The sequence below is a fragment of the Aquipluma nitroreducens genome, from assembly GCF_009689585.1.
In the GTDB taxonomy this organism is placed as follows: domain Bacteria; phylum Bacteroidota; class Bacteroidia; order Bacteroidales; family Prolixibacteraceae; genus Aquipluma; species Aquipluma nitroreducens.
This window is the reverse complement of sequence record NZ_AP018694.1, coordinates 1462765-1480118: the sequence shown is the minus strand read 5'-3', so window position 1 is coordinate 1480118 and position 17354 is coordinate 1462765. Positions and strand designations below refer to the sequence as shown.

Annotated in this window: 10 protein-coding genes; all 10 read left to right on the top strand. The window is 42.2% G+C overall.

Annotation, left to right across the window (positions count from 1 at the left end; translation table 11 throughout):
* Positions 1-19: 19 nt before the first annotated feature.
* The 10 genes from AQPE_RS06210 to AQPE_RS06165 all read left to right on the top strand — a co-directional run bounded on the left by AQPE_RS06210 (position 20) and on the right by AQPE_RS06165 (position 17345).
* Positions 20-2806, top strand: a complete 2787-nt coding sequence (locus tag AQPE_RS06210) for a DUF5695 domain-containing protein (protein ID WP_318350186.1) — start codon at positions 20-22, stop codon at positions 2804-2806.
* 146 nt (positions 2807-2952) lie between these two features.
* A complete protein-coding gene (locus tag AQPE_RS06205; RefSeq protein ID WP_318350185.1) occupies positions 2953-3519 on the top strand; it encodes a hypothetical protein in 567 nt (188 codons plus the stop codon).
* 40 nt (positions 3520-3559) lie between these two features.
* Entirely contained in the window at positions 3560-4759 is a 1200-nt protein-coding gene (locus tag AQPE_RS06200; RefSeq protein WP_318350184.1) for a glycoside hydrolase family 27 protein, read from the top strand.
* Between the two features lie 45 nt (positions 4760-4804).
* A complete protein-coding gene (locus AQPE_RS06195) occupies positions 4805-7861 on the top strand; it encodes a beta-L-arabinofuranosidase domain-containing protein (RefSeq protein WP_318350183.1) in 3057 nt (1018 codons plus the stop codon).
* A gap of 190 nt (positions 7862-8051) precedes the next feature.
* On the top strand, positions 8052-10304 hold the full coding sequence (locus AQPE_RS06190) for a S9 family peptidase (RefSeq protein WP_318350182.1): 2253 nt from the start codon (positions 8052-8054) through the stop codon (positions 10302-10304).
* A gap of 78 nt (positions 10305-10382) precedes the next feature.
* Complete coding sequence (locus tag AQPE_RS06185) at positions 10383-11210, top strand: hypothetical protein (protein WP_318350181.1); 828 nt, start codon at positions 10383-10385, stop codon at positions 11208-11210.
* 205 nt (positions 11211-11415) lie between these two features.
* On the top strand, positions 11416-11883 hold the full coding sequence (locus AQPE_RS06180; protein WP_318350180.1) for a Spy/CpxP family protein refolding chaperone: 468 nt from the start codon (positions 11416-11418) through the stop codon (positions 11881-11883).
* A 175-nt stretch (positions 11884-12058) separates the two neighbouring features.
* Positions 12059-12637 carry an RNA polymerase sigma factor gene (locus AQPE_RS06175; RefSeq protein WP_318350179.1) on the top strand — a complete coding sequence of 193 codons (579 nt, stop codon included), beginning with the start codon at positions 12059-12061 and terminating at the stop codon, positions 12635-12637.
* Positions 12638-12775: 138 nt separating this feature from the next.
* A complete protein-coding gene (locus AQPE_RS06170) occupies positions 12776-13795 on the top strand; it encodes a FecR family protein (RefSeq protein WP_318350178.1) in 1020 nt (339 codons plus the stop codon).
* 148 nt (positions 13796-13943) lie between these two features.
* Complete coding sequence (locus AQPE_RS06165; RefSeq protein ID WP_318350177.1) at positions 13944-17345, top strand: TonB-dependent receptor; 3402 nt, start codon at positions 13944-13946, stop codon at positions 17343-17345.
* Positions 17346-17354 lie beyond the last annotated feature (9 nt).

Below are 17354 nucleotides of genomic sequence, written 5' to 3'. Positions count from 1 at the left end.
TAGACCAAATAACCCGGGCATGAATCGAACTTATTTATTATCGTCACCCAGAAGCAATTCAGGTTTAAACTTAATGCAGAAAGAGGAATTTTTGCAAATCGCCACGAAGTTTTTTCTTGTAGTTTCGTTTCTCATTATTTCTACCAATTGTATCTTTTCGCAGCCACGGGTAACCGACAATCGTCCGGCAACACTTGGAATTGAACAAGGTGTTGAGTCTTTTGGTACACCCAATTTTACGCTCGAACTGTTGAAATCGTCACAGACTGTTTCGTCGCTTCAAACCACCGATGCCGAAAAGTTCGAATTTACACCGCACGACCTGTTAAGTAAACGCAATAAGAATGGCTACTACCATCTTGGCGATTTAAATTTCAGGATAAAAACAGGAGCCAACGGGCAATGGGAATCGTTTTCAACCGCAGCCAATCGGGCTTCGGTGAAATCGCTCACTCCTGAGAATGCAACTATTTTGGCTGTAGCCGATTTGGCAAATACTCTTCCTGAATCTTCTCCCTTACAAGTGATCCGTTATTGGGAAAAAGCAAGCAATGGCCTGGCTTTGCGATTTGAACTAAAAAATAAATCCAATCAACCTGTCGAAATTGGAGCGTTGGGCATTCCGATGATTTTTAACAATAACTTCGATGGAAAAGAACTCGATCAGGCTCACGAAGAGACTGTATTTTTCGATCCTTACATCGGCAGGGATGCCGGCTATTTACAGGTTGTTCGCCTGAACGGTCATTCACCTGTTATGCTGGTTGTTCCATATGGAAAAACGCCCTTCGAAGCTTATCGTCCACTAACAGATGACCCAACTCCGCAAGGAACTACTTTCGAGGGTTTCCACGAATGGATGGTCAACAGCAAAGCCTTTGCAGAAAACGAATGGAAAGGTTCCGAACAATGGAATAGGCCAACTTCTGTTACGCTCAACCCAGGAGAAACGCACAACATAGGCGTAAAATTTATCCTGACTGACAAGGTTGAAAACATTGAAAAGACATTGATCGAAAACAATCGCCCGGTGGCGGTTGGTATTCCCGGATATGTAGTTCCGCAGGATGTAAATGCTAAATTATTCCTGAGATACGGTCAGAAAATAAAATCGTTGGAAGTTGAGCCAAAAGGTGCATTAGAGCTTTCAGAATCAGGAAAAACAAAAAGCGGCTGGATCGAATACGCCGTGAAAGGAAAAATAGGAGGTCGCGCCCGTTTGACAATTACATATGCTGACGGCCTTCAGCAAACAGTCAATTATAAAATCATAAAGCCTGAATCGCAGGTTGTGGCTGATAATGGTAAATTTCTGACCACCAATCAGTGGTATGAAAATCCAAACGATTTGTTTCACCGAAGTCCATCGGTAATTACCTACGACAACGAGAAAAAGCAACAGGTTACTCAGGATCGTCGTGCCTGGATTTGCGGTTTGAGCGACGAGGGCGGGGCCGGAAGCTGGCTAAATGCCATCATGAAACAACTGGTTGAACCCAATCAGGAGGAAATCAAAAAGATGGAGACATTTGTCAATCAGACCATTTGGGGAGGAATTCAATACAACTCAGGAAAGCTGAAATATGGTGTCCGCAAAAGCATGTTCTTTTATTCGCCCGACAGTATGCCTGCCGGAACTTACAGCCCCGATATTAACTTCAAAACCTGGGCAGCATGGAATCGACAAGGCGCTGAAATTACCGACCGGTCATACAATTATCCGCATGTGGCTGCCGCCCATTGGGTGATGTACCGCCTTGCCCGTAATTACAGCGGTTTGGTAACCAAACAAAACTGGCAATGGTACCTTGAAAATGCCTATCATACGGCCATGACGATGATGGATCAGGCTCCATATTACGCTCAGTTCGGACAAATGGAAGGAACCATCTTTCTTCTTATTCTGGAAGATTTAAAACGGGAAGGATACACCGATTTGGCTGCTGATCTGGAAAAGACAATGAAAGGCCGCGCCGAGCACTGGGCAACGCTCAGTTATCCGTTTGGCAGCGAAATGTCGTGGGATTCAACCGGTCAGGAAGAGGTTTACATGTGGTCGAAATATTTTGGGTTCGACGAGAAAGCAATGGTAACTTTAAACGCGATACTGGCTTATATGCCAACTATTCCACACTGGGCGTATAACGGGAATGCCCGCCGCTATTGGGATTTTTTGTATGGCGGAAAGCTTTCGCGTTACGAACGCATGATTCATCATTACGGTTCGGGCCTGAATGCCATTCCGGTTTTGACTCAGTACAGGCAAACTCCTGACGATTTGTATTTGCTGCGTGTTGGCTATGGCGGTTTGCTTGGAACGCTCTCAAACATTACCGAAGAAGGTTTTGCCCCATGCGCATCGCATTCGTTTCCAACCGATCTTCGGAACGATGGTATTTCGGGCGACTACGGTTGTGGATATTTTGGTTATGCGGTTAATTCGGCAACATACATTATCCACGACAGTGAATTTGGCTGGCTGGCTTTCGGTGGAAATTTATCGACTCCCAAAAATTGGGTGAAAGTTGATCTGACGACGGCGGCCAAATCGCGTATTTACATTGCTCCGGTTGGTTTGTGGCTCACTCTGGATGCCGGAACATTCAAGTCTGTTTCGTTCAATCCGAAATCGAAAGAAGTTCGAATTGAACTGGATAAATTGAACGAATTTACACCGAAAGCATATCTCCGGATTGAATCTTCCAAAGGAAATAAATACACTTCCGAAGGTTTAACCCAAAACGATCGGAGGGCTTTTGAGATTCAACTTGCAAAAGAACCGGTGTTGGTTAAACTTCGACAATAGACTGAATATGAGAAATAAAGCAAACAGGCTATAAACGATATGTAGGTCATATAAAGATTTGATATCTGCATCCTTTGTGAGAACTCAGTTTTACTTTGTGCTAAAAAGAGGGTTGTAAATTGTAAATCATTTAATCGGAAATAATTATGGCTATTACCCGAAAAGATTTTTTCAAGACGGCATGTTTGTCTGGTGCTTGTTTTTGCGGATTTACTTCGCTGGCCGTTCATGCGTCTAATCCTTCAGGAACCATAAATACGACAGAATCCGACGATAAAAAACTGAAATTCATACAGGATTGGATATCAACTTTACTCCTGAATATGGATGAAAATGCCACCGATGAAGAGTGCCGCAAGATCATGAAACCTTGTGCGATGGCACACTACAATTTTCTGGAAATGGAAAAAGTACTTGCTCCTTATGTGGGTGACATGGAGAAATTTACACAATTTATTAGTAACGAATGGGGTTGGAAGATCAATTATAATGCAGAAACGAGCGTAATCGTGGCAGACGAAAACAAATCGTATTGTGTTTGTCCGATGGTCAATAAGGAAAAAGGAGTTCGTTCATCAGTTTTGTGCTATTGTTCTGAAGGTTTTGCCGAGAAAATGTTCTCAACCGTTGCCGGGCATCCGGTAACTGCAAGGGTAATTTCTTCAATTCACCGTGGGAACGACCGGTGTAAATATGAAATTAGGTTCAGTTAGAATGTGATAATCATAAAAATAAACTTACGATCAAATAAAAATGAAACTAAAATTTATAGGAATACTATTTCTTATTTTCAGTTTGTGTACAGCTGGCTACACCCAGAAATTTGAAGAACTCGCACAAACTCCGCCAATGGGCTGGAACAGTTGGAACAAATTTGGCTGCAATGTGAGCGAAAAGCTGATTTGTGAAATGGCCGATGCCATGGTAAACAACGGAATGTTGGAAGCGGGCTACAACTATCTGGTGATCGACGATTGCTGGCAAGTGAGGCGCGATTCAGTAGGCAATATTGTTGTCGACCCTGAACGCTTTCCCAATGGCATGAAAACTGTGGTCGACTATGTCCACAAAAAAGGATTGAAATTCGGTATTTATTCGTGTGCTGGTTCAGCCACTTGTCAGGGCCGTCCGGGAAGTCGTGGTTATCAGTTTCAGGATGCACGCACCTACGCCAAGTGGGGTGTCGATTACCTGAAATACGACTGGTGCAACGAAGAGGGGCAAAATGCCAAAGCTGCCTACAAAACCATGAGCGACGCACTGAAAGAATGCGGTCGCCCGATTGTTTTCTCGATTTGCGAGTGGGGCGATAGCAAACCTTGGGAGTGGGGAAAAGGCATTGGCCATTTATGGCGCACCACCGCCGACATTCGTGATTGCTATCAGTGTACTTTCGACTGGGGCGGACTTGGTGTGCTCGACATCATCGACAAACAGGCTGCCTTGCAGCAATACGCCGGACCGGGCCACTGGAACGACCCAGATATGCTCGAAGTTGGCAATGGTGGAATGACTTACGACGAATATAAAACGCATTTTACCATGTGGGCTATGTTGGCCGCTCCGTTGATGGCTGGCAACGACTTACGTAATATGGATGCCCAAACCAAAGAGATACTGACGAATGCCGATGTGATTGCTGTTAATCAGGATAAATTAGGACAGCAGGCCACCAAATTCATGGACATGGGCGAATACGAAATCTGGGCCAAACCTTTGTCGAACGGCGAAGTGGCAGTGTGCTTCATGAATCGCACCAACCAAATCTGGAAGCTCGATTACGACTGGAAAAAACAAACCATGTATTTTGCTACCGAAGTTAGTGTTCACAAAAAAGTGTATAATGTATTCGATTTATGGGAGCATAAAAACATTGGCAAAACAAGCGAACGTTTAGTTAAAGAAATTCCGGCGCACGGGGTTTTAGTTATACGTTTGTCGGTGGTTAAATAGCAGTTTTATTTGCAGAAATGGATATTGAAGATAAAATTTGAAACTATGAATATATATAAGCTTTTCATTGGACTACTATTAGGCTTTTTTGCCTTGGGAACAAGCACTTCAGTTGCACAAAGCGGCGATCAGATTCTGGATGGGATTGGCGAAACCGGATTAATTTCGCGCTACACCTTTAAGGAAGACGTTAAAGATTGGTCGCGCAATAACCTGCACGGAAGTATTCAGGGAACGGATTTCAAGTTTGTGAAAGACGAGTTGTTTGGTAACGTGCTCTCATTAAACGGAAGCAACGACACGTATATTTCGCTTCCGGCTGAATCGGTAACGGGCGAACAAACCATCAGTATTTCCGGATGGATTTACCTGCGTTCGGCGAAAAGCGGGCAGTTGTTTTTCGACTTTGGAAAAGACAGCAAGGCCCATTTCTTTGCCGCTCCGGTGGGAACAAGTGACAAGGAAGAATTTCAGGCACAAATCCTGTCGAATGCAAAAAATTACACAGCAAGTTCAGCCGCATTACCTGTTTACAAATGGGTTCATGTGGCTGTGGTGATCAACGTTCCGTATAATACGCTCAGTACGTTCGTAAACGGTGTGCTTGTCAGCGAAACGAAGAACGCTGAAGTTGAATTGCGACAGTTATTTAAAAGTAATTCAGGAGAAACCAATAAACTATATATCGGAAGATCGTTGAATGCAGAATACGCCGGTTTAAATGCCAAGTTGCACGATTTCCGTGTTTACCGAGTTGCCCTGAATGAAAAACAGGTTGCCCGAATTTACGGTAATGCACTGAGTGAAGGCGAATCGACGGTGAGAACGAACGAAGAATCAGAAGGGGAACTTGAAAAGTTTCCGGCATCAACCCCTCAGTTGTACAATGCGTACTTAAAAAGTGTTGCTGATATTCAGGTTGAAACCGAGATTGGAATTCTTCCACGCCTGCCACGCTTCGTAAAAGGTGTGTACGATAAAGGCATTGAAGGTCCGGCTGTGCGAGTAATCTGGCCGGCTCCAAAAGACAATAGCCAGGTACTTTCTGCCGGAACATATACGCTGACTGGAAAAGTTGCCGGAACAAACCTTCAGCCTAAAGCAATAGTAGTTGTTAAAGCTGCAAAAGCAGCTGCCACACCCAACCGAATCCTCGAATTCTTCAAACTCGATGAGGTAACTTTAGATGCTGACATTCATCATCATGAAACGAAGTTCATTGAAAACCGCGATAAATTCATTACCGGTTTAGCCAAAACCAATCCCGACGATTTTCTGTACATGTTCCGTAATGCGTTTGGTCAGGAACAGCCCGCAGGAGCCAAACCACTAGGCGTTTGGGATAGCCAGGAAACCAAATTGCGCGGCCATGCTACAGGGCATTACCTGAGCGCCATTGCACAAGCTTATGCCAGCACAGGCTACGACGCAGCCTTGAAAGCCAATTTCGCCGGAAAGATGGACTACATGGTGAACACACTGTATCAGTTGTCGCAATTGTCGGGCAAACCCAAAGTTGCTGGCGCCGAGGCAGTGGCTGATCCAATCGCAGTGCCAATTGGTGCCGGAAAATCAACATACGATTCGGACTTGAGCGAGCAAGGTATTCGCACCGACTACTGGAATTGGGGTAAAGGGTTCATCAGCGCCTATCCGCCCGATCAGTTTATTATGCTCGAAAAAGGTGCAAGTTACGGTGGCGACAAAACCAAAATATGGGCGCCTTATTATACCTTGCATAAAATTCTGGCTGGTTTGATGGACATTTACGAAGTGAGCGGTAATGAAAAAGCGCTAGAAATAGTTACAGGCATGGGCGACTGGGTTTATGCTCGCCTGAGCAAAGTGCCCGCCACAACACTCATCAGCATGTGGAATAAATACATTGCCGGTGAATTTGGCGGAATGAACGAAGCCATGGCACGCTTGTCGCGTCTGACTAACGAGCCGCGCTACATGGAAGTTGCCCGGTTATTCGATAACATCAAGGTATTTTATGGCGACGCCGAACATTCTCACGGTCTGGCAAAAAACGTTGACTTATTCCGCGGATTACACGCCAACCAGCACATTCCGCAGATTGTGGGTGCGCTCGAAATTTACCGCGACTCGGAAACTCCTGAATATTTCCATATTGCCGATAATTTCTGGAACATGACCACCAACGATTACATGTACAGCATTGGTGGAGTTGCCGGAGCCCGCAACCCGAACAATGCCGAATGTTTCATCGCTCAGCCTGCCACGATTTACGAAAATGGTTTTTCGGTTGGTGGTCAAAATGAGACTTGCGGAACCTACAATATGCTTAAGTTAACCCGCGACCTTTTCCTTTTCGAACAGCGCGGCGAACTGATGGATTATTACGAACGCGGTCTTTACAATCATATTCTGGCTTCGGTGGCCGAGGATAGCCCGGCAAATACGTATCATGTTCCGCTGAATGCCGGTTCCGAAAAACAGTTCAGCAACGACGATATGAGCGGTTTTACCTGTTGTAACGGTACGGCACTCGAAAGCAGCACCAAACTTCAGAATTCCATTTACTTTAAAAGCTCCGACAACAAAGCGTTGTATGTGAATTTGTTTGTGCCTTCAACCCTGAAGTGGACCGAAAAGAAGATCACAGTTACGCAAACAACCGCTTTCCCAAAGGAAGATCACACAGAACTATTGATTAAGGGAAGTGGATCGTTTGATCTCCATGTTCGCGTTCCGCATTGGGCAACCAAAGGCTTTTTTGTGAAGATAAATGGTAAGGATGAAGCAGTTAAAGCTGAGCCAGGCAATTACCTCACCATTAGTCGTAAATGGAAAGATGGCGATAAAGTAGAGTTGCGCATGCCGTTCCATTTTTACCTTGAACCGGTTATGGATCAGCAGAATATTGCCAGTTTGTTTTACGGCCCGATTGTGTTGGCAGCCCAAGAGTCTGAGCCACTAAAAGAATGGCGCAAAGTAACGTTTGATGTGAACGACATCAGTAAATCGATCACTGGCGATCCGGAGAAACTGCAGTTCAATATCGACGGTGTGGTTTACAAACCATTCTACGAATCGTACGGACGCTATTCGGTTTATCTGGATGTGACTTTGAAATAATAAGTTAAGTAATGAGAATGAAATAATGTCGTATTCCCCTTCCGTTAACCCCTAAATCCCATAAAGGGGACTTGAAACGTTGACAATGGGTTGCGATGTTCACAGCCTAAGCCCCTTCTGGGGTTTGGGGTGAAAAAATACGACAACAAGCATTTTACAGAACATAGAAACGACAACCAAATAATAAACCATGTTTAAACGAAATCCATTTTTTCTGCTTGCGCTGGTTTTTGCTCTGGGCGCAACATTTAAGGCTCCGGCGCAGGTTACTCTGGCCGATTACCAGCGGGCCGATTCCATTATGAAACTGAACGATCTGGTTTATCACCAAATCAATTCAGTAAACTGGATCGACTCAACTTCTACATTCTGGTATCAGGTGAAAACCCGCGATGGAATTGCCTTTACGCTGGTTGATGCCGCCAAGACGACCCGTAAACCGGCTTTCGATGTTAGCAAACTGGTTGAACAGTTGAATAAACAGCCGGGAGTGAAAACAACCACAAAGTCAGCTCAGTTTCAGAAACTGAAGTTTGATCTGAAAGCGAACAAGTTTCAGTTTTTGTTGGATAAAACCTACTGGACTTGTAACCTGAAAAACTATGCCTTGATCAAAGATTCGGTGGTCAAAACTGAAGAATCTCGTCCATACTGGAACGAAGGTTTTGATGAGTTGGGCAATAAACCAGTCACTTCTCCTGATAGTGTTTGGGTGGCGTTCATCAAAAATTACAATGTTTACATCCGGAATAAAAAGGACAATAAAGAAATCCAGTTAAGTTTCGACGGATCGGCTGGCGATTTTTATTCGTCGTATTTCAGTTGGTCGCCCGACTCGAAAAAGCTGGCTGTGAACAAAGTGCGTAAAAATGAAGATCATTTCATTTATTTTGTGGAATCATCGCCCAAAACGCAGTTGCAGCCCATTCTGCAAAAACGCAATTACCTGAAACCGGGTGATGCCCTGCCTATCAAGCGCCCGTCACTTTTCAATATCGAAACCCTGAAACAAATTCCGGTTGATGCTCAAGCTTTTGAAAACCAGTACGAATTGTCGAACCCGAAATGGAAGCAAAACAGTACGGCTTTTACCTTCGATTTTAACCAGCGTGGGCATCAGGTTTTCCAGGTGGTTGAGGTGGATGGAACTTCAGGAGCGGTAAAAGTGATTATCGACGAACACAGCAAAACGTTCATCGATTACAGTGGGAAATATTTCCGCCACGACATGGACAAACGCGGAGAAATCATTTGGGCATCGGAGCGCGATGGCTGGAATCACCTCTATTTGTACGATGCCAAAACCAGCAAGGTGAAGAACCAGATTACCTCCGGAAACTGGGTTGTTCGCGAGGTGGTGAAGGTTGATGAGAAAACAAACACCATTATTTTCACGGCTTCGGGAAGAAATGCTGACGAAGATCCATATTACATTCATTATTGCAAAGTGAATTTCGACGGCAGCGGCTTGGTCGATCTCACTCCTGAAAAAATGGAACATCAGGCTTCATTCTCGGCTGATTATGCCTATTTCGCCGACACGTATTCAACCGTACAAGCGCCGCCGGTAACTGTTTTGAGAAGTACTTCCGATGGCTCTGTGGTGATGCCGCTCGAAAAAGCCGACATTGCCGATTTGCAGGCCAAAGGTTGGATTGCTCCGGAACCTTTTGTAGCCAAGGGGCGTGATGGTAAAACCGACATTTGGGGAAACGTTTACCGCCCAACGAATTTCGATCCGAAGAAAAAATACCCGATCATAGAATACATCTATGCCGGGCCCCACAGTTCGTTTACACAGAAGAGCTTCAAACCGTGCAGTTACGCCTGGTCAGGTTTGGCAGAACTGGGCTTTATCATTGTCCAGATGGACGGAATGGGGACTTCGAACCGCGGAAAAGCTTTTCAGGATATTTGTTACAAGAACCTGAAAGACGCTGGTTTCCCCGACCGAATTTTGTGGATGAAAGCTGCCGCAGAAAAATACAGCTACATGGATACCACACGGGTTGGTTTGTTCGGCGGATCAGCAGGAGGACAAAGCACGCTGGCCGGTTTGTTGTTTCATCCTGAATTTTACAAAGCAGGCTCGTCATCGTGCGGATGCCACGACAACCGTATGGACAAAATCTGGTGGAACGAACAATGGATGGGATTCCCGATTGGCCCCGAATATGCTGAGTGTTCGAATGTGGTAAATGCCCCGAAACTTCAGGGAAAATTGTTACTGATTGTTGGCGAGATGGACGACAATGTGGATCCGGCTTCGACCATGCAGGTGGTAAATGCGCTAATCAATGCCAAAAAAGATTTCGAGCTGGTTGTGCTTCCGGGAACAAACCATACGCTTGGCGGTACTTATGGCGAGCAGAAACGCCGCGATTTCTTTGTGAAAACTTTTTATAATCAGGCAACTCCCGATTGGAACAAAACAGTGAAATAATAAAAAGAACCCACACAGGTACATAGGACACAATAGAATGTAAAAACTATGTGATCTATGTGGTAAAAAATAAATAAAATGAAAAAATTACTTGCTTTTGCAACAATTGCCTTAATGGTTTTAGTTATGGCAGTACCTTCAACTCAGGCACAAAAAAGTCTGGTTGAAAAACCTCCGGTAATTACACGTGTTCCTGAGTCGATGCATCTCGACAAGTTCTATAAAAAATACATGGATGCCAATGGCATTGCCATTACCGCTTCGTGGCGGGTGCCGGATACTGCAATGGTTCAGGCATGGCGAATACTTAAGTTTATGACTGGTGACCTCCCCAAACCAGTGCTCGATGCGATGGTGAAAAAACATACAAGGGTAAGTGTAATGGCTCGTTATGAGGGAACAACTGATATTCCGGAACATGCCCATTTGGCTGCCGATACTACTTTAAACTGGGATTTACGTGCACGCGGCCTTGGCGGCGATCTTGATTTGCCTTTGACTTCGTGTGCCGAAGAAAACCTGTTGGCTTACCAAATCGATAAATACCATGCCGAAGATATTCTGATCCACGAGTTCGCGCATTCCATTCATTTGATCGGAATTGTTCAGGTGGACACAACCTTCAACAGTAAATTGGATAAACTACTGAAGCAGGCCGTTGCAAAAGGGAAATATGCCAATACTTACGCCAAGACCGACATTGCCGAATACTTTGCTGAAGGGGTGCAGGATTGGTTTAATGTAAATGCCGAGGCTCCGAAGCCAGACGGAAAGCATAACCAGCTGAATACCCGCGAAGAATTGAAAAAATACGATCTGGATTTGTACGAACTGCTGAGTCACTATTTCTCAGAGTTCAAAGAGAGTCCATCGAAACACAAGTATGTAAACCTTTACAAAATCTAATCCGAAATTGAGTGAAAACCTTAAGACGATACAGAATGGTTTTATCGGTTAATAATTTCGAATCCCAGGTTATCCGCCTGGGATTTTTTGTCTCCAAATGTTAAAGTTATCTTAAAGTCCATTTTCTGAATTAACCTTTTTCAAATCAATCATTCTAAGAGGTAAATTTCATTTGATTAGAAACAGAATTTTAAAATTAGAAGTTATGAAAACAAAAATTTTAATGGTTGCAGTGTTATTCGGATTATCAACTGTAGCAATGGCTCAGCCTAAAGAAAACGGACAAGGAAGAGCTTCTCAGGCTCCTAAACACGAAATGCGTATGGAACATCGCAATGGCGGACCAGCAGCCGCACTTGAACTTACTGATGCACAAAAGGAGGCATTTAAGCAAGGCCGCCTGGCTATGCAAAAACAATTGCAGCCCATCCAGAATGAACTGGGAGAAGCTGAAGCTCATCAGAAAACACTGATGAACGGTGAAAAACCAGATTTGGTGGCCATCAACAAAAACATCGAAAAGATTGGCAGCTTAAAAGTTGAAATGGCAAAAATCAGGGCAAAAAATCACATTGACATGCGGGCGCAACTTACGGAAGAACAAAGGTTGAAATTCGATACCATGAGAGGTAAAATGAAAGAAGGGATGAGAGAAAGAAACAGGATGCTATAATTTATGGTTAAATAGCCAATTAGTATCTTTTGGCTTTTCATTAAAACTACCAAAGCAAGTTATCCAGATTGGATTTCAGAGTCTTTGGTAGTTTTATTTTTGTTAACTTGCCTATATCGCTTAACTATTTTGTTACTTTGGTGGCGATTCATGAAAGTTCAAAGTAATCAAATCTGTGGAAAAACTTCTACATACTGAAAAGGAATTGGTTAAAAAGCTCAATGAAGGCGATTCGTTTGCTTTCGAGGTGCTATTTTATAAATATCGCAATAAGATCAAGGGTTTTGCATTGAAGATAGTTCCAGCACAAATCGATCCTGAAGAAATTGTGCAAGAGGTTTTCGTGAGAGTGTGGCTTAAGAAAGAAGCAATCGATCCAGAGAAAGATTTTCAATCCTACCTTTTTACTATCGCAAAACATTTGGTACTTGATCACCTGAAATCGGCGGTAAACAAAAAGCTCTACTTTGTGGGCGAACATTTTCAACAAGATTTGTTGGAGGAAGAAGGTGTGGAAGCTTCGATATCAGAAGAAACAGAAGCTAAATTGCAAAAGCTGATCAATGAAATTCCGGAGCGAAGGAGAGAGATATTTCGTTTGAGCCGTTTCGAAGGACTGAGTTACAAACAAATTGCCGAACGCCTAAACATCAGTGAAAATACCGTCGACAGCCAAATCCGTAATGCACTCGTTTTTCTCCGGAAAGAATTCAGAAAGTTTGTAGTGCTGTCATTTCTGTATTTCTTTCAATAACCAGTATAATCCATCATGAATATTTTATTTGCCTGATATTTAGCTGGTAAATGAATATATTGATGTTTAGGTAACTTTTTCTTAATATTCCTTCACGGAAATTCGTCACTTCATCGTATTACTTACAAATCATTTAAAATGACCTCAAAAATAATTAACATAGCAAACCGGTTCCTGTCTGAGAAAGATTGTACCAGTCAGGAACTTTCTGCTTTAAAGAAATGGCTTTCTGATCCGGAGACTCATGCTGAAGTTGAAAGTTGGTTACTGGAGCATTGGGCTTCATCTCCTGAAATCGACTCAACAACTCTGATCGAAATCGTTTTCCAGCAAATTCAGGAATACGAGGAGGAACACCAAATAAAATCAGGTTTTTCGATGAGGCGAATTCTGAAAGTATACCAAAAAATAGCTGCATTTTTATTAATCCCAATAATTGGTTTCGGAATCTTGTATTGGGTAAACAGCAGTAGTCATTCAAATGGGGCAATGACCGAAACAATTGCCCCGCGAGGACAGAAGTCACAAATCGTTTTAGCCGATGGTACTAAAGTTTGGCTTAATTCTGATACCAAAATCAAGTATCCCGGCAACTTCAGTAAAAATCAACGCGATGTTTACCTCGATGGTGAAGCTTTTTTTGAAGTGTCAAAAAATACGCATCAGCCATTTGTGGTTCATACTTCGGGTGTAAATGTTAAAGTGCTGGGAACAAAATTCAACGTAAAAGCTTATGCTGATGAGAATCAGATTGAAACTTCCTTATTTGAGGGGAAAATAAATCTTGTATTGAAAAATTCATCAACAAAAAATATGGCTGAAAAGGAAATAGAACCAGGACAGTCATTCATTTATTCGAAAACCAATCATCGTTTGGTTGCCAACAAGTTTCCGCAGGATGAAATTAATGGATGGAAGGCAAATCAACTTATTTTTAAGGATGATACATTCAGCAATCTGGTTCGGAAAGTTGAACGGTGGTATGATGTGAAAGTAGTTTACGACGGAAAACTATTTAACGACCGGCGGCTGACCGTTGAGTTGTATGAGGGTGAAAGACTGGAACGATTGATGAATATAATCAGCCTGACATTGTCGGTCAATTACAAATACGAAAAAGGACAAATCATCTTAACCCCTAAAGCAAAAAATATGTAGAAAAATAAAGAGCGATAATTGGTCGAAGAATTACCGCTCTTTCAATGTCAAACCATAGTTTAACACGTAACTCGTCAAATTTATGAAAAAAAACAGAACAAGTTTGTGTAGGGAATCATTTATCCCTATACGAAAGTATCTAAGAATTATGAAACTAACTTTCATTTTTATTTTGTTGGGGCTAATGTCTTTTGCATCAGTTACTTACTCTCAGTCAACCAGGTTGACATTTGAGTCTAAGAACGCTACCATCGAAAGTGTTTTCAAGCAAATTGAAGCGCTATCGGAGTTTAAATTTGCTTATAACAGCACCAAACTGGATGTTGACAAAAAGATTTCCCTAAAAGTTGAGGATCAGTCTATTGATGTAATTCTTGACAAAATTCTAGGGTCGGCAAATTTTAAGTATCAGATTGTTGACCGGTATATTATTATTACCGATGAAATGGGAAACAATACCCAGCAGCAAAAATCCGTTTCCGGTAAGGTAACTGATAACTCAGGTGCCGGATTACCTGGTGTTTCTGTGGTGGTAAAAGGTACAACAATCGGCGTTATTACCGATATGGATGGGAAATACACACTTCCAAAAGTTCCTGAAAATGCAACTTTGCAGTTTTCATTCGTCGGAATGAAATCGCAGGAAATAGTAGTTGGAAGCAAGACTACAATTAATGTTAGTTTAGCTGACGAGAGCATTGGTATTGAAGAGGTTGTGGCAATAGGTTATGGAACCGCTAAAAAGGGCGACTTGACTGGATCAGTTGCTTCTGTATCAGCCGCTAATTTGAAAGAAAGAGCTGTTACATCTTTTGGTGAAGCATTGATTGGACAAGTTGCAGGGGTACAGATTCAACAAATCAATGGTGCGCCAGGTGGCGAAGGTCTATCAATTAGGATAAGAGGTACTGGTTCTATCACGCAATCTAACGACCCTTTATACGTTGTTGATGGTTATCCGATGGAAGGTGGTGCTTTCAGATTGCTTAACCCTTCGGATATTGAAAGTATGCAGGTATTAAAAGATGCTTCTTCAACTGCAATTTACGGATCGAGAGGAGCTAGTGGGGTAGTTATAATCAATACAAAAAAAGGGAAATCAGGTGCTCCATCTGTCAATTTCAACATGTACACCGGAATTCAACAAAGAGAAAAAACGATAGACATGATGAATCGTGACCAGTATGTAGACTGGTTCATTGATGGACGAAATCAGGCATGGCTAGATGCACCGATTATTACAGCAGATCCAAATAAAGCACCACATACAATAAATGACGCTATGAGTCGACGAAAATTGTATCCTAGTGCAAATACTCAGTATTTAATTCCAGATGGAACATCAGGTTCTCTTTACAACTTTTTAGACCCAGCTTCGGTTGCACAAATGCCTGATAATAATTGGCAGAATCAACTTTTCAGAAATGCAAAAATGCAGCAATATGAACTTTCATTAAGTGGTGGAACAGAAAAGACACAATACACATTTTCAGCAAGTTATTTGCAACAAGATGGAATCTCAATTAATACGGATTATGACCGTTTTAATTTCAGAACTAGCCTGTCATCTCAAATCAACGAAAATATACAGTTAGGAATAAATATGAATGCGTATTATTCCAATAGTAACGAACAAGCCAATGGTAAAGATGCGCCAATTATGTATGCGCTGAATTTACCTCCGATTTATCCCTTGAGGAACGATGATGGAACTTATGGTTCTATGGTACGAAATCCTGAAATTCTTGCTGGAGATGTTGCAAATCCAATTGGTATTGCAGAACAAATTTATAATTATCGCTTAAGGAATGGCTGGATGGGAAGTTTGTTCGCCGAATGGAAAATAATAGATAATTTGAAATATAAAGTAAGCGTAAACGGGGGAGTTCAGGAAAATAATCAAAAACGGTATCAACCTTCCTATGTTGATCTTGATGGATCAAAAGCGCCTAGGCCAGCGCAAGGTACCAACGAAGCTTGGACTGATATTGATTGGGTAATAGAAAATACCTTGACTTACCAGAAAAAGCTGGCTAAAAAGCATAATTTGACTGCAATGGCTGGTTACACAACTCAAAAACATTCCTATAATCATACTTTTGGTGAAGCACGGGGATTCCCCAATGATAATATTTATACACTGAATGCAGGAACAATGTATCAACTAACAAGTGACGAGTCGGAATATTCAATGATTTCATATTTATCACGTCTTAGTTATGATTATGACAACAAATACTTAATTACTGCAACTTTCCGTACTGATGGATCTTCCCGGTTTGGATTAAATAACAAATGGGGCTCTTTTCCATCTGCATCAGTTGGCTGGCGTATTAGTCAGGAGAATTTTATGAAGAATATTCAAATCATTAATGACTTAAAGATTCGGGCCAGTTATGGGATTGTCGGGAATAACCGTATTGGAAATTATTCATCAATTGGGTTGCTAAGTACTGGTTTCTATCCTACGGGAGATGCTTTGCAAAATACAGTAAATCCAAGCACCATGTCAAATGATAACCTTGGATGGGAAAAAACGCAACAATTGAATCTTGGTTTTGATTTGGGTCTGTTTGAAAATAGAATTCGTCTAGAAGCCGATTTTTACGATAGCCAATCCCTTGAATTATTACTTAATGTGCCAGTTCCTAGCATAACGGGCTATTCTAACCAGATGCAAAATGTAGGAAAAGTGCAGAACCGCGGTATGGAGTTTCAGTTGTCAACCAAAAACTTAGTTAAAAAGTTTAAGTGGACAAGTGATTTTAATATTTCATTCAATAAGAATAAAGTATTGGAGGTTGGTCCTGATGGACGACCTATTTATGGAAGTGCTCCGAATGCAAATAATGCATTCATTACAAAACCAGGTTTTCCAATTGCAAGTTTTTATGGCTATGTATATCAGGGTGTATTCATGAATCAGGAGGAGCTGGATAAATATCCTCACCTGCCAGGTGATAAAATTGGAGATGGTCGTTATCTTGATGTAAATAAAGATGGAAAGATGGATCAGAATGATAAAGACATTATTGGTGATAATAATCCAACCTTTACTGCAGGATTCAACAACAATTTTGCATACAAAAATTTCACCTTGGGAATACAATTTTCCGGCACTTACGGCTCACAATTGTTTAGTTTCTTTAAACGTATGGTTGGCATCTACCATGGTGATCGCAATGCATTGATAGAGCAAACAAATCGCTGGCAATCTAACGAAAATCCAGGCGATGGCATTCATTTTAGGCCAACACGTACTCCATCAGGTTGGCAAAGAGATCCTTCGTCAGCTTGGGTAACCGATGCTTCTTTTTTGAGATTGCGAAATCTTTCACTTGCTTATGATTTTGATTCAAACAAAATCAAAAATCTTAAAATGAAAGGATTGCGTTTGTACATGACTGGACAGAATCTTTTTACCTTAACCAAGTATCCAGGATACGATCCGGACACAAGCAGTGAGGGAAACGGATTGGCAAAAGGAGGAGACTACCTTGGATATCCGGCAGCCAGATCTGTAATTTTCGGAGTTAATGTTACATTCTGATCGTTTTTC